The following is a 22,342-nucleotide window of genomic DNA, read 5'->3' on the forward strand; positions in this document are numbered from 1 at the left end:
ACCCATCAGGAAGAATCGTCGGGGCGATCGTCTGTGTTACGGAGAGTGAAGCCATGGGTGCCAGAAGTGTCATCGCGGGGATCTTGTTGGTACTCAGCGTGCTGGTGGCGCCAGTAGCGGCGGTCGGCGCATGGGCGCGCGCGGAAATCCTCGACACCGACAACTTCGTAGCGACCATGGATCCGTTGATCGAGGAGCCTGAGGTCCGGGAACTGCTGCTGGATGAGACCCTCGCGGCGATACAGCAGCAAATCGACATCGAGTCACTGCCCGGTGACGGGATCGAAGAGCTGCTCTCTGAGGGCATCGACAAAGCGATCGCGTCGGACGCGTTCGCCGATGTGTGGACGACGATGCTGCAGCAAGCGCACACGCGCACCGTCGACTTGTTTGAGGAGAACCCGGACAGCGCGGCCTCCCTGGCCGAAGACGGCACGCTCGCTCTGGATCTCGGGATCGTCGTTGAGCAGATCAAACAAGCGCTCGTCGATCAGGGCCTGACTTTCGCGGCCGACCTGCCGGAGGTGACCGGAAGCGTCACCATCGTCACCAATGACTCGCTGAATACGGCGCGAACGGCGTACAACCTGACGGATTCCTTCGGGTTCTGGCTGCCGTTCATCGCCGGCGCGCTGCTGCTCATCGGGCTGGCGCTGTCGGTGGCTCGCTTCGCGTCGTTGGCGCGCACCGCGGGCGCATACGTGTTCATGTTCTTGACCGTGTTGGCGGCCGTCGTACTCGGTGAGGAGGTTCTCTCCCGCAGCATGACCCCGGACCGCATGTCACCCGAAGCCGCTTCGACCATCTATGGCCACGTGTTCGCCAGCCTGCGGACGCTACTGATCGTGTTGTCGATTGCCGCCGCGGTGGTGTGTATCGCGGGTGCGATCACCAGCACCGTGCTCGGTCGGCGGGCGCAGCGCCCGCAGCCGTACAAACCGGACGCCGCCGCTGCCGGTCCGTACCCGGCGGCCGCGCCGTCCACTCCGTCGATGTCCGCGCGGTCCGCCCCGCCGACGGCGCCTGCTGGACCATCGAGCCCCTACGGACCGACCGGCCCCTCTGGGCCATCCGGCCCCTCTGGGGCGGCCACGCCTCCGACGAGTTGGCCGTCGGGACCGTCCGCGCAATATCCGCCGACGTCGCCGTACGGCCGCTAGCGGCCGTACGGCGTCTGGCTATTTGCGCTTCAAGTTGCGCACTTACGCCCCGTAGTCGAGGTGTAAGTGCGCCACTTAATGCGCGAACAAGGACCTGACCTACGGATAATGAGCCGATACGTGGTTAGTCGTCGGACACGGTGACGGTCACCGGAATGTTGCCGCGGGTGGCGTTCGAGTAGGGGCAGACCTGGTGTGCCTTATCGGCGAGGGCTTGCGCCTCGTCGTTCGGCAGGTTCGGTATGACGACCTCTAACTCGACTTCGAGGGCGAAACCGCCAGTATCGGTCTTGCCGAGGCTCACCCGCGCGCCGACACTTGAGTCGCCGAGATCAGCTTTCGCGTTGCGCGCTACGAGCTGCAAGGCGGAATGGAAGCAGGCTGCGTACCCGGCAGCGAACAACTGTTCCGGGTTGCTGCCGTTACCGGAGCCACCCAGTTCGACCGGAAACGCGAGATCCAGGTCAACGCGGCCGTCGCTGGATCGCGTGTGGCCGTTGCGGCCGGCACCGGTGGCGATGGCTTCGGCGGTGTACTTGTCGCTCATGGTTCTCCCTTTTCGATGGTGTCGCCTAGTGGAACGTCGCTCGGATCTAGACGTCGCTTGGTGGAACTCGTTCGGGGCCGTCCGCATTCCTGCTGAAAGCGCAGCGCAGGCGGGCACTTGTCGATGTATGGCGGACAACTACCCGCTCACGCTGCGTTTTCATCAGCGCACGCGGCCTAGACAGGGGCGATGGAGTGCGCCGCTTCGGTGAGGAACTGGTCGGCGAACTCATTGATCGCTTCGACGTCGGCCGCCCCTAGGCTCATCGTCGGCAGGATGAACTCATCGAGTCCGGCCTCGGCGTACTGCCCGAGGATGTCCGCGAGCTGTTCAGGCGTACCGCCGATCGCCGCCCGGGTCTTGTTGACGTGCTCAGCCTTCGCAGCGCCGTCGGGACCGATGAACACCAGGGCTTGGGTGGAGCGGTGCAACGTCTTCGGATCGCGCCCGCGTGCCTCGCACGCCGCCGACATCACGGCGGTCTTGTGCGCGAACACCTCCGGCGTCGACCAGGTGTTCCACTCCTCGGCGTACTCGGCGACGATCTTCGGCATCACCTTCTCACCGCTCGCGCCAATCAGGATCGGCAGCGGGCCGACCGGCTTCGGGTTCAGCGAGGCGTCACGTAACTGGTAACGCTCGCCGTCGAAGGTGGTGAGTTCCTCATCGCGCAGCGACTGGAAGATCTGACACGCTTCGCGGAACCAGGACAGGCGTTCGCGGACGGTGCCGAGTTCAAGCCCGAACGCTTCGTGCTCGTTGACCTGCCAGCCGGCGCCAATGCCCAGGACGAACCGGCCGCCGCTGATCTCGTCGATAGCGGCCGCGGTCTTCGCGACGACGGCGGGGTGACGGTAGGTGTTGCCGAGCACCAGCGGGCCGATCCGCACGCGCGGTACGACGGCGGCAAGTGCAGCGAGTTGGGCGAGAGCCTCGCCGGTTGGGTCGGTGTTGGGCTCTGGCGTGTTGGGCATGAAGTGGTCGGCGAGCCATATGCCGCTCCAGCCGGATTGTTCGGCGTGGGTGGCGAGGTCGCGCAGTTCGGACCAGGGACGATTGGCGGGGAGCCACAGGCTAAAACGCATACCGCGAGCCTAGCCCTGCTGTATCCCACGTCACCCCCGGACAGTCGCTGACGGCGTACTGACGTTCCCGCGGGGCATTGCGGCCACGGCCTGTGGGTTGTCGCGTCGCCCAGGCCGGGGGGACCTAGGCAGTGGCGACCTAGGGCGCGAGATTAGCTCGCCACGAAGCCGGCGAAGCTGCCGTTGAGGTAATTGACGAAGGTGTCCGAGACGAACTCGGACTTCAGGTGATCGACAGCCACCGGCGTGGGCACCGACGCGAACGCCGGATCGGCTATCGCGCGTCGCGGGAAGTCATGGTGCAGGATCGCCGCACGACCGATGAACGCGAAGTCTGCTCCGACGTCCAGCGCCCACTGGGCCTGTTCAGCGTTCCGGATCATGCCGGCGATGCCGAGCTTCGTTGTCCCGCGCGGGATGTCGGTGAAGTGCTCGGCGAGCGGCTTCTGCTCGTGTGCCGCGTCGTGCGGCAACTTCGCGATGTCCCACAGCGACATGTCCAGGTAATCGAGCCGTCCGTCGGCCATCACCTCGCGCGCGAACTGGCGCATCTCGATTAAATCGACGCCGTGGCGCTCGCCGGACAGCCGCAGCCCGACGCTGAACGAATCAGAGGTAGCGTCCGTGACGGCGTCGATGAGTTCGCGGATGACCCGAGTGCGGTTCTCGTACGACCCGCCGTACTGATCGGTGCGGTCGTTGTGGGCAGCGTCCAGGAAGGCGCATGGCAGGTAACCGTGGGCGCCGTGGATTTCCACCCCGTCGAACCCGGACTGCTCGGCGCGGACAGCGGCCTTCGCGAAGTCTTCGATGACGCGCTGTACCTCGCCGGTGCTGAGCGCGCGAGCGTTGTGCTTTTCGTCGTCCCACGGCGCGACGGCCTGCAGTCCGGAGTGCTCCTGCTGTGCGCGGCGTCCGCCGTGATGGAGCTGGACGACGGACATGGTGTCCTCGTTGTTCAGCGCGGTCGCGAGCCGGGTGAGGCCGGCGAGGTGATCATCGGAGTAGATGCCGAGTTGGCCGGCGAACGCCTGGCCCTCGGGTGAGACATGCGCGGCGCAGGTCATGGTCATGCCGAATCCGCCGCGGGCGCGGGCGACGAGCCAGCGGAACTCGTCCTCGCCGAGAGTGCCGTCGGGGTTGCTCTGCGAGTTGGTCAGCGGCGCGAGGGCGAACCTGTTCGACATCGAGTGGCCGCTGGCAAAAGTCACGGATTCGTTGAACATTCCAACAGGGTAGTCCGCCCTCGCTCAGGCCCTACTTCTGGTACGGCGTCTTATACGATGTCGCCTCATCACTGCTGAACAAGTCTCCGGTCTTGACCAATCCTGTCGGCTTCGACGGGTCCACCTTCAGGATGTACGCCTCGCGGCTGGTGGGCTCCCCGTACTTCGACAGGTCCAGGTTCCCAGTGAGGTGCTTGGTGTCGACGTCCGTGATCTGTTCACGAGCCGCAAGTACTCCGGCCCTGCTCATATCGCCGTTCTCGCAGGCTTTTTTCAGGATCTGCTCGAATGCCATGCCGAACACGTAGCCCGACGGAATCGCTTTCTCCGGTTCTTCGTCGTACTTCGCGTCGTACTTCTCAGTGATATCCACCATCGCGGGATTGTCGGTGTCGCTGTAGGCAGCGACCGAGTTCACGAAATAGTAGTTCTCCTGTAGCGCCGAGGACATTGTCTCGTCTTTGAGGAGCGTGACAGAGTACGTCGGGTTGTTGCCGACCAACGGCACATTCAGGTTCTGCGTTTTGTTCTGCAGTGCGATCGAGCCCAGCGCGCCAGGGGTGACGGCGAGCGCGATCGCTTTGACGCCCGCGTCTTTGAGTTTGGTGATAGTCGCCGTCATGTCCGTATCGCTGGCAGACACGGAAGCCTCGACGACCTCCATATCGTGCTCTTTGGCGTAGTACTTCGAGCCCAGCAACGAGTTCTGGCCGTATTCGGAGTCGACGTAAATGTGCCCGACTTTGTCGCCATCAGAGATCAGGCCTTGCTCCTGTAGGTAGGCCAACCCGTTGACCATCTCGACGTCGTAGGTCTGCCCGATCATCAGTATCGCGTCAGAATCTAGGTTTTGCGAGGCCGTGGCCGACGGGATGCTCAGCATATGGTCGGTCGTGAGTTTCTGCTTGAGCGCGGCCAGCGGTGGCGACCCATTCACCTGGATCATCGCGACCACGCTGTCCTTCATCTGCGCGTAGAGGGGTACGGCGTTGTCCGCTTTATACCCATGATCTTGCACGTTGAGTTCGACCTGTCGACCACAGATTCCACCGTCGGCGTTGATGTCGTCCACCCAGAGCTGATTCCCTTGCGTATTGGCGATGCCAGTCGCTTTGAACACGCCTGACGAATCCGTGAGTACACCGAGGGTAATGGTGAGAGTCACGATGCCCAGGCGGGCGGGATTCAAGCGCATCGGTAGGCCTCCAGGTGTAGTGGTGGGCTACTTTCCTCCTATGCCGAGCGTCTGCGCAAGGAATACCGCAACAACTTTCGCAAAGTTAACGAGTGTTGCGGCGAGTGAAGGCGAGGGCGAACTCGTTGCGGGTGTCGTCGATAGCCTCGCGTTCGTGCAGATTGCGCCACCGGTTGTTCATCCGCTTTTGCTGCGCGATCACATGTCGACTCGACAGCGACACCTTGGCGAGCAGTTCGCGCGCTGCCGACTCCGGGTCGGCGTCGACGCGATTGAGGTAGCCGCGTTGCAACATCAGGTTGGCGTCGTACTTCTCGCCGGTCAGCACGATCTCGGTGGCGAGGGTCCACCCCATCACCCGGTGTAGGTTAACCGTCTCGAGGACGGACGGAATGTCGATGCGGACCTCAGGCATCTGGAAGAACGTGTCGGGCGCGCAGGTGCGGAACTCGGCTGCAGCGGCGATCTCCAGCGCGCCGCCGATCACGTATTTGCGCATGGCAACCGCGACGGGAACGGGACAGTCCTTGACTGCCTGACAGACGTCGCCGAGTCGGGTTATCACCTCGTACGCGCGATTCGGGTCATCCGTCTCGAAGAGCGTGGTGTTCATCCCCGCCGAGAATCCGGCTGCGGGATCGGCGCGCAGCAGCACTCCACGGACCGACTCATCGGCCGCGGCCTCGGCGAATGCGGCAATCAGCGCATCGAGCATCTCGATGGTGAGGCTGTTGGCCTGCCTCGCATTGGCGAGCGTGATGATCCGTACGTCGCCGTCATTGCTGGTCTCCACTGACATAGTCGCTCCTCGTTGCCGATCGTGCCTGTGAGCATGACAGAGGGGCGTTAGGTGAGACCAAGGGTGCCGCATTGCCGCGCGATCAGGGCGGCGTACAGCGCGTCAGCGGGATCGGCGGTGCCGACGAGATGCCCCCCGAGCTCCAGTGAGATCAGGCCGGTGAGCGCGGCAAGTTCGGCGAGTACGGCGGCAGCGCCGGAGGGGTCGTGTGCAAAACCCTGGTCCACGAGCGTCGCGGTTTGGGCGGTGAGTTCGGAAGCGTCGAAGCCAGCGACCCGAGCGCGGGCGCCCGCCGCCAGGAAGTGGCGGGCGACGTCGGCGGCTGCTGGAACCGTCTCTGGGGGTGCGACGTATCCGGGCAGCGGTGTGCCGTAGATGAGTTGGAACTCGTTGGGGCTGCGCAGCGCCCAGGCGCGCAGCGCGTGTGAGAGTGCCGCCCAATCCTCGGGAGCCGTGGCTAGTTCCTTGGCCAGCCGGCCGTAGCTCTCGATGATCATCGCGGTGATCAGTGTTTCTTTGGTCGGGAAGTAGCGGTGGATCGCCGAGGACACGATGCCGACGTCACGCGCCACAGCTCGCATGGAGAGCGCGGCCCCGTGAGCGGCGACCTGTTCGCGCGCGGCGGCAAGGATATTCGCGGTTGTTTCCGCGCGGTGCTGTTCTCGTACTCCGGTCATGTTTGCATCTTGCCACAAAGTGAGAGCACTGCTCTTGCGACGACGAGAGCAGTGCTCTACATTCGAGGTATCGAAAACAAGAGCAGTGCTCTCTATTGATGAGGTGGAAGCTATGTCTGATCCCCGTTCCTCCCGACACCTGATCGCGCCGACCGTAGGCACCGGCGCGCTCATGGCCGCCTATCTCTGGCTCCGCCCCTACGGTGACGCCGATGGAGCAACGGCGTCCGCTGAAGCCTTCGCCTCGGACGCGTGGGTGATCGCCCATGTCTGCGGCTTGTTGGCGCTCGCGTCGCTCGCGAGGCTCGCCGCCCGCGTAGCCGACGTACATGGCGGCGTTCGCGCGCGGGCCGCACGGACGTTGGGTCTGGCGGGCGCCGTGCTGGTGCTGCCTTACTACGGGGCAGAGACGTTCGCGCTGCACGAGATTGCGCGCCATGACGCCGCCGAGCCCGCCCTGGTCGAGGCCGTACGTGGCAACCCGGTGGCGATGACGATGTTCGGGATCGGCCTCATCTTTCTCGCGGCCTCCGCACTGCTCGTGGCTAGCGTGTGGGCGCGCAACAACGCCGTACGCCCACTGGCTGCGGTGCCGCTGGGTGTGCTCGCTGCGCTGTTCCTGCCACAGTTCTTCCTGGCTCCAGGCTTGCGTATCGCGTACGGCGCGCTGTACCTCGTCGCCGCCGCAGTATTCCTGGTCGCGATCGTGCGGACGTCGGAGCCGGCGGTGGCCCCGGACGCCGCCCCGGCGGTGCTCTGATAACCGCGAACTGGACTCCCGCCCGCGCAGCTTCCCGAGGGCGGGCGGACACTGAGAAGCGGCGAAACCCACGGTGCACCATGTGCGCCGGGTGAGCCCACAAAACTGTCGGTGCGCGTCGCGATGATGGCGACCCGAGATCAACAACGGCCGAGGGGTAGGAGTGCGATGGTGACCGAGACTCGGGCAGAGGCAGGGCCCCCGCATAACAACGCCGACACTCCGGGCATCGACGCGGCCGACGATCCCGTCAGCACCGCGCGGCGGTCGCAGACCGACGCCGGTGGGCTCGCCGCAGCGACGTCCACCAAGGGCGCTTGGCCGGCGCTATGGGCGCTCGTCATCGGCTTCTTCATGATCCTGGTCGATTCCACCATCGTTTCGGTGGCGACCGACTCGATCATGGTCGGACTGCAGACCGACCTCAACAGCGTGGTGTGGGTGACCAGCGCCTACCTGCTCGCGTACGTCGTCCCGCTGCTGGTCAGCGGCCGGCTCGGTGATCAGTTCGGTCCCAAGCGGATTTATCTCATCGGTCTCGTTGTGTTCACCGTTGCCTCGGCGCTGTGTGGGTTCTCCGGAACTGTCGAGATGCTGATCGCCGCGCGCGTGCTGCAGGGGTTGGGCGCCGCGCTGATGACGCCGCAGACGATGGCGGTGATCACCCGCACCTTCCCGCCGGAGAAGCGCGGCAAGGCGATGGCGCTGTGGGGTTCGGTGGCCGGCGTGGCCATGTTGGTCGGTCCACTTGCCGGCGGGGTGCTCACCCAGCAACTCGGCTGGGAGTGGATCTTCTTTATCAATGTGCCCGTTGGCGTGATCGCGTTCATCGCCGCGGTGCGACTGGTGCCCAGGTTGCAGACGCACGCGCACCGCTTTGATATCCCTGGAATCCTGCTGAACACGATCGGGCTGTTCGTGCTCACCTTCGGCCTGCAGGAGGGCCAGAAACACGACTGGGGAACCATCGCCGGACCGATTTCGGTGTGGTCGCTAATCATCACCGGGATCGTGCTGCTCGCGATCTTCGTGTACTGGCAGTCGGTCAACAAGGCCGAACCGTTGATGAGCCTCGAGCTGTTCCGCGACCGTAACTTCACACTGGCAAATATCGGTATCTGCACCATGGGGTTCGCCATCACGGGTCTGGCGATTCCGTTAATGCTCTATGCGCAGAAGACGCTGGGGTACGACGTGATCGGCTCAGCGTTGCTGATGGTGCCGATGGCGGTGCTGTCGATCATCACCGCGCCGATCGTTGGCCAGTGGACCGATCGCGTGCACCCGAGGCTCCTCGCCGGATTCGGGTTCGCCGGGCAGGCGGCTGGCCTGTGGTGGTTGGGTGCGGTGATGCGCGAGGACGCCACGGTGTGGCAACTCGCGCTCCCGATCGGGCTGCTCGGACTCAGTGGATCATTCATTTGGGCGCCGCTGTCAGCGACCGCGAACCGGAACCTGCCGATGCGACTCGCGGGCGCTGGATCCGGCGTATACAACATGACTCGGCAGGTCGGCGCCGTCCTCGGCAGTGCCGCTGTCGGCGTGCTGATGCAGGCGCGGATTTCAGCGCACCTCAGCGGATTGGTCGGTGGTTCAAGCGACTCGTTTAACACGAGCACCGGGGCCCTGCCGCCTCCGCTGAAGGAGCCGTTCGCGCGGGCGATGGGCGAAAGCCTGTGGCTGCCGGCAGCAGTTCTGCTGATCGGCCTCATCGTCGTGCTTTTCTTCGAGCGACCGACGCATGCCGGTATGCGCCCAGTGCAACGGGCCAAGGCGCGCTAGGGAAGTCTAGAGCCGCGCGTCTAGAGATAGGCGTCTAGAGCCAATGATGGAACTGGCCGTGCGGTGCTGTGCGGGCGAGCGGCTGGCCATCCAGCGATAGCACGAAGGAGGGCGGACCGTCCCAGCTCGGAATCCGTTCGGCAACGCCCGGCAGCACCCGATCGGCCTCGTTCGCCAGCCAGCGGACCGGCAGGTCCGCCATCATCGCCTCGAACTCGATGCGGCGCTCACGCTGGAAGTACGCGAGTACGACGGTATGCATGACCACGACCGTGGCATCCTGCGGCGCCCGCGCGATGAGCGACGGGAGCTGCTCGATCGCGTCGCCTCGTACCCGCACGACGTCTTCAGCGGCAGCCATCTGTAGGGCGCTCGCCAGCCGGCGCTCGCGGGTTGCCTGTCCTGGCCAGACGAGCGAACGCAGCCACTTCGCGTCGTCCGGATCGCTCGGATTCAGCGGATTCAGGTCGATCCCGGCGCGCCACACGACATTCGGAAGTTCGTATGGCACCGGCGAACGCCCGGTCACGGCGCACTCGATCACGGCCACGTCGTCCTGGCCGCGAGCGACGGTGCTGCCGTCCTCGAGCGACCAGCGGTATCCGTAGCGGTCCGGAAACAGGCAGAGTCCGGCTGACATGCCGACCTCGATGAGCGCGATCTTTTCGCCGAGGCTCGACAGCACCGGAGCAAGGTTGGCGCAGCGTCCGGGCTCGTTGGTTTGGGTATCACGGGCGAGGACGACGGCGCGTATTTCCGGCCAATGTTGCTGGACCCAGGCGAGGAAGTCCGCCCCGGGAGCCGTGGGCCCCTCCAGGTAGCGCAGGGTCGCCAGGAACACGTTCGGTTGCCGCTTCTTGCCGGGCAGCGAGTCCAACAGTGGCCAGATGTCTTCGGTCTGGGCGATCCAGGTGCTCAGTTGTTGCCAGGTTGGTGAGGACGCGGTCTCCGTCGCGAACCAGCGATAGAGATCCGGGATCGAGGTATCGGAGTAGAAATGGCCGCCAGTCATGTGGGCATTCTCCCAGCAGTTGTGCGGGCACGATCTCTGCGGCGTTGATCGCCGCCCGCGGGTCGGTCTGGTCGCGAACAGAAGGTGCGGGATGATCTGTGGTGAGGACCGAGACGAATGAAGGTGGACTGTGGCCGAGGAGGGTTCGGGCGCGCCGGGTCAACGGCGCACAGAACGTTCCCCAACCCAGCGACGAGCGGACTCAGTCGGAATGTTGGTCATCGCCGTGTTGGCGATCGGGCTGCTCAGCCTGAACTTGCGCATACCGACCTCGGCGACCGGGCCGCTGCTGCCGACAATCGGCGCCGACACCGGCCATGGCGAAACCGTGCTGTCCTTGCTGACCACGATCCCACTGATCCTGGTGTTCGTGATCGCGCCCATCACGCCGCGCATCACCGGTCGGTTCGGTCGCTCCCGCGTTATCGGGTTTGTGCTCGTGCTCGTCATCATCGGCACTCTCGTTCGCTCTGTTCCAGGGGATCTTGGGTTGTTTGCGGGCACGATCATCCTGGGTATCGGGATCGCGCTGGGTACGGTGCTCGGACCGGCTGCGGTGGCCGCATCGCGCCGAGCGTGGCGTGGCTGGTTGACGGCGACGTACACGATGACGCTGAGCCTCGGACCGGCATTGGCCCTCGGGCTGACGATCCCGATGATGACCGGGTTCGGTCTCGAGTGGCGCGGCACGCTACTGCTGTGGGGCCTCGTCGGTGTATTCGGTCTTGCGTTCTGGATCGCGTATACCCGAATGACGGTGGCTCGCGAGGCGACCGCTGCTGCTGTGGGAGACGGCGTGACGGACGTGGCGAATGTGCCTTGTCCAGTGCCGGACGTGGTGGGCGCGGTGGACCCGGTCGCGGGCGTGGAAGACCCGATAGTTCGGGCCGTGCCGGTGGTGCGGGATCCGCGGGTCTGGGGTTTGGCGGTCTACCTGGGCACGACCTCACTGATCTTCTACGTGTCGTCGACCTGGCTGCCGACCGCGTTCGCGCAGATGGGGCTTGATGCCGACGCTGCCGGCGGGTATACGTCGCTGATCAGCATCATCGCGATTCCGTGCGCTTTCCTCGCGCCGCTAGCGCTTCGGCGAGGGTGGGGAGCGCTGATCGTTCCGCTAGGTCCGGTCATCGCGTGCGTCGGCGTCGTACTGCTGTTGGCCGCCGAAGCTGGCGGCGTACTCGGCTCGAGTGTGCTGCTGGGGATCGCGCAGGGCATCTGTCTCGGGGTGTCGTACGGGCTGGTGGTCGAGTTCGCGACGTCCCCGGAACACGCGGCGTCGGTGTCGGCGGTGACGTCGACGGTCGGGATTGCGCTTGCTGCCGGTGGGCCGCTCGCCTTCGGCTTAGGGCTGGAATTGACCGGGTCGTACGTCGTGCCGATGGTCGGCCTGGGGAGCATCGCATTGCTACAGGCGGCTCTGGGGTTGTGGACCGGCCGCCTCGGTCCCGCACGTCGCGGGCGTTAGGCCTCGCTCGTCGCTAGCGGTGAAGGCTGGTGTCGCGATGAGTCGTCGGTTTCCTCGAATCGGTTTCCTCGAATCGGGTCCTCCGTCTGGGAGCATTATTGTTATGGCCCGATTGCTCACAGACGATGATGTCGAACCTGTCCTGACTCCTGCGTTGGCCTTGGATGCAGTCCGCGGGGTCCTGCGTGATCACGCGGCCGGCCGGGCCAGCGGCGGACCCCGTGTGTCTGCCGACCTGGGTGCCGGCGAACTCACCTTCACCGCGGGTGCGACCGCCGAGGTGTACGGCTACCGAAGTTATGACAGCCTCGGACCGGGCAAGGTCGATCAGATCGTCGCGTGCCTGGATCGTCGTACCCGTCGGGTGAAGTACGTACATGTCGGCAGTCTCGTCGGGATACCGCGGACTGGCGCAATCGGTGGTGTCGCAGTCGATGCGATGGCTGCGACCGATGCGCACGTACTGGCGGTGCTCGGCTCCGGAGTGCAGGCCTATTGGCAGGTGTGGGCGATCAACGCGGTGCGGCCGCTGAGCGAGGTCCGCGTGTACTCGCCACGAATGGATCGGCGCGCAGGCTTCGAATCGCGGGTGCGCGAACGTATCGGTGCTCCGATCACCGCGGTGGATTCGGCCCGTGCTGCTGTCGATGGCGCTCAGATCGTAGTGCTGGCCACGGACGCCACGGAACCGGTTATCGACACGTCCTGGCTGGCAGATGGCGCTCACGTGAACGCGCTCGGGCGTAAGCGGCCCGGTGCCGCCGAGTATGACCCACAGCTACTGGAGCAGTCTTTCATCACGGCGGACTCGGTGGCCCAATTGACGGAGTTGACCGGAGTGTCGGCACCGATTGATCCGCTCGGGCTCCATCTGGAGCCTGACGGCGACCGGCTGCACGGCAAGCGGCTCACCCTGTTTCAGTCGTGTGGTCTCGCCGGTACGGAGGTAGCGATGCTGAACGCATTAGGTGACGCCCTCGGCTCCTAGAGTGGATGTCGGGAGGTATACCGATGCTGTCCGAGGTGCGCAACAGGTTGCGGGACGCGATGCGGGCGCGTATCGCCGGCGAGAATGCTGATGCGCGCGCAGCAGATATTTGGCTCAAGCCAGGCGAGCGGCGGTTTACCGAGTCCGATCCGATCTGGCGGGTGCACTCGGACGCCGCGATGTTTGCTGGCGGAATTAGAGCGTTGCTGCTGCAGTCGCTGCACCCATTGGCGATGGCAGGGGTGGCGGAGCATTCAGGGTTTCGCGGCGATCCGTTCGGGCGGTTGCAGCGCACCAGCGACTTCATCGCGAAGACTACGTTCGCCGTACGCGAGGATGCCGATCGCGCGATCCGCATCGTGAGAGCTGTGCACAAGCACGTGAACGGGATAGCACCAGACGGCCGGGCGTACGACGCGAACGATCCGCACCTACTGCTGTGGGTGCACGTTGCCGAAGTCGAAAGCTTCCTGGTCTCTTATCAACGATTCGGCGCTGGCCGGCTTGATGCCGATGAGGCTGACGAATATGTCGCGCAAACAGGCGTCGCGGCCGAAGCCCTCGGCGTACGACGCGCGCCGCGTACCGCCGCCGAACTGGTTGAGGTGCTGGCGTCGTACCGCGGTGAATTGGAGTCGACCCCGGCCGCGCGCGACGTTGCGCGGTTTCTGATGCTGCAGGCGCCAGTGCCAATACCGGCGCGGCCTGGGTACATGCTGCTGGCAGGTGCTGCGGCATCGAGTCTGCCGCGCTGGGCGCTGTCGATGCTCGCTATACCCCGGTTCCCGCTCATCACACCGACCGCGGGGTACCTCGCGGGTGGCGCGATGGTGCGGACGATCCGGTGGATCATGCAAGCCCCACCACGGGACGATGCGTCCGCGACACTTGCCGAAGCTCGTGCTCCGCGGCCAGGCGCGCACCGTAGCGCCTGATCGGTGTAGCCAGACCGGTCACGTGAACGGGCGCGTAACAGCAGCGTAAGTCCACGACGAGACAGTCGAATCGCTGTTTCGTGGCTGGCTGAGGAGGGCTACGCTCGTCGAGCACAGTTGCGTAGTAACGCTGCGGAGTCGCGTCGAGGGTTGGCGCGCCGACGAAAGGAACCAGCCACCTATGATCCAGCTCGGCATCCTGCTCATCATCCTCGGCTTCGGGTCGCTGATCCTCGAAACCATGGATATGGAGTTCCGGATTCTATCGTGGGCGACTGATATGCAGCCCGGAATCGGAATTGTGGTCGGCATCGTCGGCGTCGCGATCATCGGCGTCGCAATCTATCTGCAGCAGAAGAAAAAGGGCGACCAGACGTCCGGTAGCACAGGCTTTGGCGCGCAACCTCAGCCGGGATTTGGTGATCAGCAGAACTCAGCGCAGGCCGGTCTCGGTGGCCAGCAGCCCCAGTTTGGACAGCCGCAGCAGCCGCAAGCCCAATTCGGCCAGGCGCCGGCTCAGCCGCAGGGTGCGTCAGGTCAGACAGGTGTGCCGGGTCAGCCGGGTGCGCCGGTCTCGGGTCAGCCTGGCCAGCCGCAGCAGTGGGCGCCAGGTCAGTCCGCGCCAGGGTCCGCGGCGCCCGGTCAGGCGGGCGCTGGACCGTCGGCACCGGGTCACATGCCGGGTCAGTCGGGGCCGTCAGCCGCACCGCAGGGTCCGACCGCACCGGGGCAGCCGCAAGCAGGGCCTGGATTCGGCGCTCCGCAGAACTAAATCGCTACTCGAACGGTGTGGGGTCTCCCGCGCCCACGCGGCGTAGTTCGGGTTCGTCGCCGGTGAAGTCCACGACGGTGGTGGGCGTGAAACCGGATTCGCCCTCGATCACGGCGTCCAGCACGTGATCAAGTTCGTCCTTGATCTCCCAACCCATCAGTAGTGGCGAGTCATGCTCGGGCAGTAGGAGCGTGCTGGACACGATCGGCGTGCCGAGTTCCTGGCACAACGCCTGCGCGACCTTATGGTCGGGGATGCGGACGCCGACCGTCTTCTTCTTGGCGTTCTGCATGACGCGTGGAGTTTCATGGCTGGCCTTCATTATGAACGTGTACGGGCCAGGCGTTGCGTTCTTGAGTACTCGGAACAGCGAGTTGTCGAACATGACGTATTCGTTCATCTGCGAGAAGTCACGGCAGACGAGGGTGAAGTCGTGCTTACTGTCTAGCTTTCGGATGTCGCGAATCCGCTGCAGCGCGTCCTTATTGGCCAACGAGCAGCCCAGCGCGTAACAGGAGTCAGTGGGGTATGCGATCAGGCCACCGTCCCGGATGATGTTCGCTGCCTTCTCGATCAGGCGAGGCTGCGGGTCAATGGGGTGGATGTCGATGTAGGTGGCCATGCGCCGATTATCCACCGCGGGGCAAGTGTCGGGTCACCCGACCGAGTGGCGGGGGTGGTCGACTCCTTTGAGCCGGGCGCGCCGGTGCGCGACGCCGTACGCGAGCAAGCCTTGACCGACCAGATAGGTGAGCATGATCCAGAAGTCGGCCATCGGCAGTGAGATATCCGTCGCGAACGCGCCAACGGCGATGAGTCCGTCGGAGAGGAGAAACAGCGCGCCGCCTGCGGTCGTCATGCCGTTGAACCCACTGGCCAGCACTGCCATGGTCCCGAGCGCGGCGCCGTAGATCAACACCGGCACAAGAAGGTTCCCGGCGTGCGGGGCGCAGAAATAGACGAGTACGCCGATCGCTGCCGCGTAGGCCAGCAGCCACGGAGAGCGGAGGTAGGAGTCCCGCCAGTGTGGAAGGAACGACGCGATATAGGCGATCTGCGCGAAAAGGAACGCAGCCACCATGACGAGGAAGGCAGGGTCGCCGGTGAAGAAGTCAGGAAGGGCGTCACCGAGCCAGGAGAAGAACAACGCGACCAGCACGAACCGGGTGCGGCGCCCACTCGGCGGCCGCTGCGCTAGGAAAGCGACGACGAGCAGCGGCATCGCTACCCACTGGGTGACCTGAGCCAGGTCGGCGGCGTCGGCGAGTTGGGCGATGAGGTGGGTGACGACGAGCGCGCCGTACAACGCGGCCGCCCACACCCGAAACCTGTCCATCGCCCGACAATAACGCCGCGCTGCGTCGGCGCTACCGGTGTATCTACCCGGGTTGGCGATTCTGAACCGCCGGACTGGCGCGCGTGGGAGCTCGTCAGGTGACCTTTAGGTCCTTACCGAAATATGGTGCGATGACATCTCGCAGGCGCATGATGTCGTCTTCGTCGTCCGTCTTCGGCGTGGTGGGCTGGTCGCCGCTCGGATCGCGCAGCCATTCCCACAGCAGTCGGGCATCGAACGCGCCATTCGTCGCCGAGCGGCCGTGTTCATTGGTGTAGTAGTTGTGCGCGCGAGGGTCGAGATAGACCTTGGTCGCGGCGGCCTCATCCAATGCGTTGTTGTAGTTCCAGTACGCCGTTTCGGTGACTTCGACTGATTTCTTGTCATCCAGGATCAACCGTTCGATGCAGGCGAGTGCGAATCGGGTAACGAGTTCCTCGAGGTGAATCGCGGCGAATCCGACATTCGCGTTGGTGTTCGGTCCGTACAACATGAAGAAGTTCGGGAAGCCCGGCATGCTGTTGCCGAGATAAGCGCGTGCGCCGTCCTTTTCCCACAACTGCTCGATGGTGCGGCCGTCGCGACCTCGGATCTCCATCGGCCAGAGGAAGTCGTTGGCGCGGAACCCGGTGGCCAGCACGATCACGTCGACCGGGCACTCGGTGCCGTCGGCTTTCACGATCCCGGTCTCAGTGACGTGACTGATGCCCTCGGGGACGAGTGTGACGTTATCGCGCAGGATCGCGTCGTAGATGCTGTAGTCTGCGTCGACCAACACCGGCCTCGCCGACATCGGTGGTGCATCCGGCAGCATCGCGGCCATCAGGTCGGGATGAGAGCCGAGCTTCTTGCGCATGAACGCAAGCCGCTGTTCACGCAGTTCTTTGTTTGCTGCGCTGACGGCATGCGGGTCGTCGAAGTTCGGATCGACCTCGTTGGCTGGCGCAGTTTCACTTGGTCGTAGTGCCCACGAGTAGGAAAACCGCACGAAGTTAGGAAAGTACGGGAAATTCCGGTCCAGCCAACTCACCTGATCTGGGTACGGGCTGAGGTAGCCGGGCGTGTCATACACCCAGTTCGGAGTGCGCTGGAAGAGATAGACGTGCTCCACCTCGGCATCGGCAGCGAGTTTGGGCACTAGCTGGTAGCCAGTGCAGCCACTGCCGACGATAGCAACCCGTTTGCCAGCCACATCCAGTGACGACGGCCAGCGAGCGGTGTGGAAGTAGTCGCCGCTGAAGTTTTCGATGCCAGTGATGTGTGGAATGTTCGGGCGAGAGAGGAATCCGACCGCAGTAATCACGACATTCGCCCGCAGCGTTGTCGCACCGCCCGGGCCGTCGACGCTGACGTTCCATATGCCTGCCTGGTCGTCCCACGTCGCCGCGGAAACCTCCGTGTCAAAGGTGATGTGCTCGCGGAGCGCGAAGTGATCGGCGATCCAGTTGACGTATTTTTCGTTCTCGGCTTGCTCGCAGTACGGCGACGGGTAGGAGAAGTTTGCACCGAATACGTGCGTGTAGATACGGCTCGGAGTGTCGACTCGGGCGCCCGGGTAGCGGTTCTCGTACCAGGTTCCGCCCACCTGCGAGTTCTTTTCTATGACGCGGAACTCGACGCCGGCCTGTTTGAGTTGTACCGCCGCATTCAACCCGCCCATGCCCGCGCCAATCACCAACACCGAGAACCCAGCGAGTTGGTCCGGAGTGGGTTGTGAGGACCAGGACAGGCCGCGCACATGTGGGTCGAGTCCTAACTGTTCGACCCACATGTCCAGTTCGGCGGCCGGCACCGATGTGCCAGCGGTCAGACTGAGACTGCGCTGCAGGCGCTCGCGTGGGCCGAGCGGGACGTCGTGCATCCCCGTGTCGCGGCACGCCTTCAAGAATTCCCCGGCCTTCTGCCGTATCAGCGCGACGTCGTCGGCGGAACCGATTACCTGCTTGGAGCGAAATCCAGAGACCACGGTGTCGACCGTGACACCGCTTGCCAAACTCTCGTCGCCGGTCAACTGGTAGACGAGCCCGCGCAAGACAAGCGGATCGGCGTACTGCACCGCGTCGTCAATTAGCTCGTCGCTCGCGTCAAGCAGTTCTGGCTGTGTCGTGGCCATCAGCCACACCCCTTATCGTCGCTGCACACTTCGGCCGAGTTTAGTGGACGCGTTGTTGAGCAGATCACAATTGCCGGTCGCGTCTTCGCGTTCCCGCGGGAACGCCAAGAGTTAGTAGCGGGCGTCGTGGTTCGTGCGAGGTGAGGTGGCGTGGCGCTCAAGCAGGGACCAGTAATCGCATTCTCTGATACGGGCGCCCGACCAGCGTGGATAGACGTTGGTGTCGCGGTCGTGGAAGTTCGTGTGCTCGCGGACGGACTGCATTTCAGAGGGGAGGTCCCAGTCGGGATCGATTGCGGTGAGCGGTGCGGCAGGGGACCTCGGGTTGAGGGCCACTGGTTGAGGCTCCAGGATGCGCGCATCTTCGACAAGATTGCCCGACAGCAATTGCTGATCGAACGTGAGGTGGTCGTCCAAGTCGTTGAGCTGCTGGCTGTACTGGCTGGGGTGCTGAGCGGTGATCTCGGTGCCACCGATTCGGGTGATACGGTAACCTCGGCTGTTCGCGCGTTTGGTGATGGTGACGCCACCGGCGTGCACTAGGACGTGGTGATGCTGGCACAGCAGGATCATGTTTTCGACGTCGGTGTCGCCGCCGAGCGACCACGCGGTGATGTGGTGGGCGTGCAGGCGAACCGCGCGCGTGCAACCGGGGTGCTGGCAGTGCCACTCGGGCCATCATGGCCCGGCGCTGATGACGGCTCGCGAGGCGTTGCGTGCGGCCGAGGCGCAGGACCTCGCCGGTGGTCGGATTGGTGACGACGGTCTGGATCTGGCCGGTGCAGGCCACGCGGGCGGCAGTGGTGGCGGTGATGTGTCCTACTGTTTCGATCCACGCGGTCGGCCGCGGCGGGAGCGTCTGGCTCGCGGCGCTGCTGGGTGTGGGGTCGAGCGTTCCCGCGGGAACGCCGTGGCTCGTATCCGGCGCCGGGTCTGCGAGTGGGGACGTCGACGCTGCGTTGAGATCTGCGGCGCTGACGGTGATCACGACGATGTCGCGGTCTTCTCCGGAGTTGTCGACGGTGCCGGATTCGACGTAACCGCGGGCGACATCGAGCAACGCATCGGCGCGCGTGTATCGCGGCGGGTCCTGGTCGCCAGGGTCCGCGGGATCATTCGTAAACCCATCAGCATTGGACGTCGCGGCGAGGGCGTCGTCGAGCGTCGGCTCGTCGGCGACTTCGGCGGCCTGCTGAGATGTCCGGTAGCGCGTGACCGCGACCTCCAGAGCCGCGAGGACCGCAGCAGCTTCTTCAGCCGGTAGATACGCGGTGATCTGCACAGTCCCGTCGGTGTGATTACGGGTGGTGACTCGGCGCGGCTCCTCGGCGACCAGCCGGTCGGCGCGTCCGGCGCGGAATCCGCGGACGCCGCGTTCGAGCTGGGCAGCGGTCCAGTTGCGCGCTCCTTCGAGCAGGATCGTTTCGTCGATCATTCCGGTCAGGCGCGTGCATTCGCGCACCTTGGAAAACGACAACTGCCCGTCACCGAACGCGGCGGCGATCAATGGCATTTCGCGTAGCGCCCGCGCAACTCGTACGTGTTCACGCGCGGTGCCGGCGCTCATCGAGCACGCATACGCCAGCCACTGCGCGGTCGAGTCCATCCACATCTGGAACGCTCCGCCGCGCGCGTCGAACTGGCCGACCATCTCGACCCACGCCGCCGTCGTGCGCGCGACCTTCGACGCGCCAGCCGAGATCTGCGCACCGAGCTCTACGGCTGCGGCGTAGTCCAATGCATCTGCGGCAGCGGTCCCAGCATCGCGCGACTCCGTGTCGCGAACCGCATCGATCGGTCGATCAAGTTGAACCGTCATTCCGCTCTCCAGCGAGGTAGCGCGGCAACCGAGCGTCACCACTGGCATCGACGCTATCGGTCGGGTCTGACAACTTTTCCAAACGCTCAGGGCAGTCGACCGGCGGGCGCAACTGCTCAGCCGCGCAGACAAACTCTGGACGAAGGTCGCGGCCGGTGCGGTGGTCTTGAACATGCTGACAACCACCACGAATCGCCGAACCCGGCGGGATCGTCCGGGTGATTCCTAGATCGGCGCGAGCAACGAGCGACGTCTAGGTTCTGCACGGCACAAACCGTTAGGTTCCCGAGGCCGGAGTCTAGGAAGACCGCTTTTCCATGCATCGTCACGCGGGAAGTCACCGAATCGTTGCTAGGGTCGGCGAATGGAGCTCAGCATCGATGTCTTGGACGGCCAGGTCGAGATCTACTTCGATGAGTGGGGGATAGCGCACGCCCGCACAGCGACCGTGCATGACGCTTTCGTTGCCCAGGGGTACTTGCACGCGCGTGACCGGCTATGGCAGATGGACGCCGTACGCCGCCAGATGTCTGGGCGCTGGTCGGAATGGGTTGGCCCGCAGGGCATCGAAGCCGACAAACTTGCCCGCCGACTGGATGCGGCCGGCGCTTCGCGGCGTGACTTCGACGCGCTCACCGACGAAGCCCGCGACATGCTCACGGCGTACGCCGACGGCGTGAACGAGTGGATCGAGTACGCCGCCAGCAACGACCTGCTGCCGTACGAGTACACGCTCGTCGGTGGCGCTCCGGAACGCTGGCAACCCTGGCATGGCGTCGCCGCGATGCGGCAGCGTGGATATCTGATGGGCTCGATCTGGCATAAGCTGTGGCGCGCTGCGGCGCTGTCACACCTTCCGCCATCGGACGTCGCCAAACTCCGCTTTGATGACGGCGGCAATGAGGCGCTGGTCTTCCCACAGGGCGAGCGGGCAGCGCGGTGGACGGCCGACCTCGCTGAACTGGGCCCCGGTATCGAGGCGCTGATGACGCTCCAGGACCCGACACACACCGGTGGTGGCAGCAACAACTGGTGCGTCAGCGGTTCGCGGACGGCGACCGGGCGGCCGATCGTCGCCGGCGATCCGCATCGCGCCTTCGAAATGCCGGGAATGTATGCGCAGCAGCACATCGCGTGCGACGAGTTCGACCTGATCGGTTTCACCATCCCGGGTTCGCCCGGCTTCCCGCATTTCGCGCACAACGAAAACGTCGCATGGGGCGTCACGATCGCCTTCATGGATCTGCACGACCTCTTCATCGAGAAAACCGACATTGAGAAAGCCGATGGCGGAAGGTACCTGTTCAAGGATGAGTGGCTGCCGATGGAGCACCGCATCGAGACCATCGACGTCCGCGGCAGCAAACCTGTCGAGTTCGACGTGTACGCCACCCATCACGGGCCGCTCGTTATTGGCGACCCAGCCAAGGGAACGGCTATATCACTGCGATCCATCCAGTTCGAACCCACGGACCACTCGCTGGACTGCATGCTGCCGATGATGCGCGCAACGACGAGCGCCGAATTGCTGGACGCCGTCCGTGGGTGGGGCCTGGTCGACCACAACCTCGTCACGGCCGACACCAGTGGAAATATCGCGCACCGGATCCGCGCCATCGTGCCGAAGCGTGGGCCGATTAATGGCTGGCTGCCGGTTCCCGGGTGGACTGGCGATTACGACTGGGACGGCGTCATTCCGTTCGAAGACATGCCGCACTTCGCGAACCCGGAGCGCGGGTTCCTGGTCACAGCGAACAACCGAGTCCTCGACAGCGATCCGGCCACAGGCCGATACCTGGCCACCGACTGTCATCCGCCGCAGCGGTTCGAACGAATCCAGTCGAGGCTGGCGGACCTGCCGCAGGCCACGATCGCTGACATGGCCGACATACACGCCGACGTCGTCTCGTTGAACGCCCCGTTGTTCATAGCGCTCGCCGAACGCGCCGAGCCGGCCACCGCCGCTGGCCGCGACCTCGCCGCCACACTCGCCGACTGGGACACGCAGATGCTCCCTAATCACGTTGCCCCAACCGTCTATACGGACCTGCGTTGGGAGATGGCGCGGCTCGTGGCAGAACGCACCGGACTCGTGCAGAGCGCCTCTTCGGCGTACGCTGTACCGCCGCCGGGATTTGCGCCGGTGACCCAGTTGTGGTGGACCATCGCAACCCTCGTGCGGCAGGATGACCGATCGCTACTTGGCGGATCTACCTGGGAAGTGATCGCTGCCGAGGCGCTCGATAACGTCGCGGCCAAGGGAAACCCGCTGTCGTGGGGTGAGCGGCATCGAGTCGCGCTGCAGCACCCGCTCGCGACCGCGTTTCCGGACGCGCGCGCCACGCTTAATCCGGTCGGGGCAGCGCTCGGCGGCGATAACGAGACCGTGCTCGCGATGGGCGCCGGAGCGGCTGGTGATAGCCGGACGATCTCCGGATCAGTAGCGCGCTATGCCTTCGATGTAGGCGATTGGGACTCCTCTCGATGGGTTGTGTTTGGCGGCACGTCGGGGGATCCGGCCTCGCCGCACTACAATGACCAGCACGAGATGTGGTCCAGAACAGAGATGTTCCCGATGGTCTATTCGTGGAGCGCCATTGAGAAGTACGCAGATCGACTCACTCTCAAGCGCGCCTAACGAGCACGTGAACTCTGAGCGCCCGGGCAA

18 protein-coding genes and 2 pseudogenes are annotated in these 22,342 nt (G+C 64.7%); 8 read left to right on the forward strand and 12 right to left on the reverse strand.

The genetic code is table 11. The features are described 5' to 3' along the window. The first annotated feature begins 53 nt into the window (after nt 1-53). On the forward strand, nt 54-1,160 hold the full coding sequence (locus E1H16_RS12705) for a hypothetical protein (RefSeq protein ID WP_134324243.1): 1,107 nt from the start codon (nt 54-56) through the stop codon (nt 1,158-1,160). 124 nt (nt 1,161-1,284) lie between these two features. Here the strand turns inward: E1H16_RS12705 and E1H16_RS12710 are convergent, their stop codons facing one another. The 6 genes from E1H16_RS12710 to E1H16_RS12735 form a co-directional block, all read right to left on the reverse strand. Then, complete coding sequence (locus tag E1H16_RS12710) at nt 1,285-1,707, reverse strand: organic hydroperoxide resistance protein (RefSeq protein ID WP_134324244.1); 423 nt, start codon at nt 1,705-1,707, stop codon at nt 1,285-1,287. A gap of 176 nt (nt 1,708-1,883) precedes the next feature. Continuing rightward, the gene (locus E1H16_RS12715; RefSeq protein ID WP_134324245.1) at nt 1,884-2,792 is read right to left on the reverse strand and encodes an LLM class flavin-dependent oxidoreductase; all 909 of its coding nucleotides are present in this window, start codon (nt 2,790-2,792) and stop codon (nt 1,884-1,886) included. 152 nt (nt 2,793-2,944) lie between these two features. Next, a complete protein-coding gene (locus tag E1H16_RS12720) occupies nt 2,945-4,018 on the reverse strand; it encodes an NADH:flavin oxidoreductase (protein WP_134324246.1) in 1,074 nt (357 codons plus the stop codon). Nucleotides 4,019-4,049: 31 nt separating this feature from the next. Further along, on the reverse strand, nt 4,050-5,213 hold the full coding sequence (locus E1H16_RS12725) for an ABC transporter substrate-binding protein (protein ID WP_134324247.1): 1,164 nt from the start codon (nt 5,211-5,213) through the stop codon (nt 4,050-4,052). Between the two features lie 85 nt (nt 5,214-5,298). Then, nucleotides 5,299-6,012 (reverse strand): enoyl-CoA hydratase/isomerase family protein, encoded by a 714-nt coding sequence (locus E1H16_RS12730; protein ID WP_134324248.1) that lies wholly within the window; start codon nt 6,010-6,012, stop codon nt 5,299-5,301. 47 nt (nt 6,013-6,059) lie between these two features. After that, nucleotides 6,060-6,689: a TetR/AcrR family transcriptional regulator gene (locus E1H16_RS12735; RefSeq protein WP_134324249.1), complete on the reverse strand. Its 630-nt coding sequence runs from the start codon at nt 6,687-6,689 to the stop codon at nt 6,060-6,062. Nucleotides 6,690-6,801: 112 nt separating this feature from the next. On the opposite strand from E1H16_RS12735, the gene E1H16_RS12740 reads away from it, so the two are divergent. Both E1H16_RS12740 and E1H16_RS12745 read left to right on the forward strand, forming a co-directional pair. After that, entirely contained in the window at nt 6,802-7,449 is a 648-nt protein-coding gene (locus tag E1H16_RS12740; RefSeq protein WP_134324250.1) for a hypothetical protein, read from the forward strand. 168 nt (nt 7,450-7,617) lie between these two features. After that, nucleotides 7,618-9,231: a DHA2 family efflux MFS transporter permease subunit gene (locus E1H16_RS12745; protein WP_134324251.1), complete on the forward strand. Its 1,614-nt coding sequence runs from the start codon at nt 7,618-7,620 to the stop codon at nt 9,229-9,231. A gap of 34 nt (nt 9,232-9,265) precedes the next feature. Here the strand turns inward: E1H16_RS12745 and E1H16_RS12750 are convergent, their stop codons facing one another. Continuing rightward, entirely contained in the window at nt 9,266-10,243 is a 978-nt protein-coding gene (locus tag E1H16_RS12750; protein ID WP_134324252.1) for a DUF2332 domain-containing protein, read from the reverse strand. 211 nt (nt 10,244-10,454) lie between these two features. On the opposite strand from E1H16_RS12750, the gene E1H16_RS12755 reads away from it, so the two are divergent. The 4 genes from E1H16_RS12755 (at nt 10,455) to E1H16_RS18615 (ending at nt 14,406) form a co-directional block, all read left to right on the forward strand. Beyond that, nucleotides 10,455-11,711 carry an MFS transporter gene (locus E1H16_RS12755; RefSeq protein WP_134324253.1) on the forward strand — a complete coding sequence of 419 codons (1,257 nt, stop codon included), beginning with the start codon at nt 10,455-10,457 and terminating at the stop codon, nt 11,709-11,711. A gap of 103 nt (nt 11,712-11,814) precedes the next feature. Further along, nucleotides 11,815-12,699, forward strand: coding sequence for an ornithine cyclodeaminase family protein (locus E1H16_RS12760; protein WP_166741753.1), 885 nt, complete (start codon nt 11,815-11,817; stop codon nt 12,697-12,699). A gap of 23 nt (nt 12,700-12,722) precedes the next feature. Beyond that, complete coding sequence (locus E1H16_RS12765) at nt 12,723-13,634, forward strand: oxygenase MpaB family protein (RefSeq protein ID WP_134324255.1); 912 nt, start codon at nt 12,723-12,725, stop codon at nt 13,632-13,634. 181 nt (nt 13,635-13,815) lie between these two features. Continuing rightward, the gene (locus E1H16_RS18615; protein WP_208379040.1) at nt 13,816-14,406 is read left to right on the forward strand and encodes a hypothetical protein; all 591 of its coding nucleotides are present in this window, start codon (nt 13,816-13,818) and stop codon (nt 14,404-14,406) included. Between the two features lie 4 nt (nt 14,407-14,410). Here the strand turns inward: E1H16_RS18615 and E1H16_RS12775 are convergent, their stop codons facing one another. The 5 genes and pseudogenes from E1H16_RS12775 to E1H16_RS19045 form a co-directional block, all read right to left on the reverse strand. After that, complete coding sequence (locus E1H16_RS12775; protein ID WP_134324256.1) at nt 14,411-15,028, reverse strand: L-threonylcarbamoyladenylate synthase; 618 nt, start codon at nt 15,026-15,028, stop codon at nt 14,411-14,413. Nucleotides 15,029-15,061: 33 nt separating this feature from the next. Then, complete coding sequence (locus tag E1H16_RS12780; protein ID WP_134324257.1) at nt 15,062-15,742, reverse strand: lysoplasmalogenase; 681 nt, start codon at nt 15,740-15,742, stop codon at nt 15,062-15,064. A gap of 94 nt (nt 15,743-15,836) precedes the next feature. After that, entirely contained in the window at nt 15,837-17,855 is a 2,019-nt protein-coding gene (locus E1H16_RS12785; RefSeq protein WP_134324258.1) for a flavin-containing monooxygenase, read from the reverse strand. 111 nt (nt 17,856-17,966) lie between these two features. Then, nucleotides 17,967-18,494: pseudogene (locus tag E1H16_RS12790) on the reverse strand (HNH endonuclease); the annotation flags it as partial. Nucleotides 18,495-18,585: 91 nt separating this feature from the next. Then, a pseudogene (locus E1H16_RS19045) lies at nt 18,586-19,848 on the reverse strand (DUF222 domain-containing protein); the annotation flags it as partial. A gap of 190 nt (nt 19,849-20,038) precedes the next feature. Here E1H16_RS19045 and E1H16_RS12800 point away from each other — a divergent pair. Continuing rightward, the gene (locus E1H16_RS12800) at nt 20,039-22,312 is read left to right on the forward strand and encodes a penicillin acylase family protein (RefSeq protein ID WP_134324260.1); all 2,274 of its coding nucleotides are present in this window, start codon (nt 20,039-20,041) and stop codon (nt 22,310-22,312) included. Nucleotides 22,313-22,342: the final 30 nt, after the last annotated feature.

This window comes from Cumulibacter soli (assembly GCF_004382795.1).
Taxonomy (GTDB): domain Bacteria; phylum Actinomycetota; class Actinomycetes; order Mycobacteriales; family Antricoccaceae; genus Cumulibacter; species Cumulibacter soli.

Coding starts and splice junctions, on each gene's coding strand:
- E1H16_RS12705 (WP_134324243.1), top strand. CDS start 54: ATGGGTGCCAGAAGTGTCATCGCGGGGATCTTGTTGGTACTCAGCGTG.
- E1H16_RS12710 (WP_134324244.1), bottom strand. CDS start 1,707: ATGAGCGACAAGTACACCGCCGAAGCCATCGCCACCGGTGCCGGCCGC.
- E1H16_RS12715 (WP_134324245.1), bottom strand. CDS start 2,792: ATGCGTTTTAGCCTGTGGCTCCCCGCCAATCGTCCCTGGTCCGAACTG.
- E1H16_RS12720 (WP_134324246.1), bottom strand. CDS start 4,018: ATGTTCAACGAATCCGTGACTTTTGCCAGCGGCCACTCGATGTCGAAC.
- E1H16_RS12725 (WP_134324247.1), bottom strand. CDS start 5,213: ATGCGCTTGAATCCCGCCCGCCTGGGCATCGTGACTCTCACCATTACC.
- E1H16_RS12730 (WP_134324248.1), bottom strand. CDS start 6,012: ATGTCAGTGGAGACCAGCAATGACGGCGACGTACGGATCATCACGCTC.
- E1H16_RS12735 (WP_134324249.1), bottom strand. CDS start 6,689: ATGACCGGAGTACGAGAACAGCACCGCGCGGAAACAACCGCGAATATC.
- E1H16_RS12740 (WP_134324250.1), top strand. CDS start 6,802: ATGTCTGATCCCCGTTCCTCCCGACACCTGATCGCGCCGACCGTAGGC.
- E1H16_RS12745 (WP_134324251.1), top strand. CDS start 7,618: ATGGTGACCGAGACTCGGGCAGAGGCAGGGCCCCCGCATAACAACGCC.
- E1H16_RS12750 (WP_134324252.1), bottom strand. CDS start 10,243: ATGACTGGCGGCCATTTCTACTCCGATACCTCGATCCCGGATCTCTAT.
- E1H16_RS12755 (WP_134324253.1), top strand. CDS start 10,455: ATGTTGGTCATCGCCGTGTTGGCGATCGGGCTGCTCAGCCTGAACTTG.
- E1H16_RS12760 (WP_166741753.1), top strand. CDS start 11,815: ATGGCCCGATTGCTCACAGACGATGATGTCGAACCTGTCCTGACTCCT.
- E1H16_RS12765 (WP_134324255.1), top strand. CDS start 12,723: ATGCTGTCCGAGGTGCGCAACAGGTTGCGGGACGCGATGCGGGCGCGT.
- E1H16_RS18615 (WP_208379040.1), top strand. CDS start 13,816: ATGATCCAGCTCGGCATCCTGCTCATCATCCTCGGCTTCGGGTCGCTG.
- E1H16_RS12775 (WP_134324256.1), bottom strand. CDS start 15,028: ATGGCCACCTACATCGACATCCACCCCATTGACCCGCAGCCTCGCCTG.
- E1H16_RS12780 (WP_134324257.1), bottom strand. CDS start 15,742: ATGGACAGGTTTCGGGTGTGGGCGGCCGCGTTGTACGGCGCGCTCGTC.
- E1H16_RS12785 (WP_134324258.1), bottom strand. CDS start 17,855: ATGGCCACGACACAGCCAGAACTGCTTGACGCGAGCGACGAGCTAATT.
- E1H16_RS12800 (WP_134324260.1), top strand. CDS start 20,039: ATGGAGCTCAGCATCGATGTCTTGGACGGCCAGGTCGAGATCTACTTC.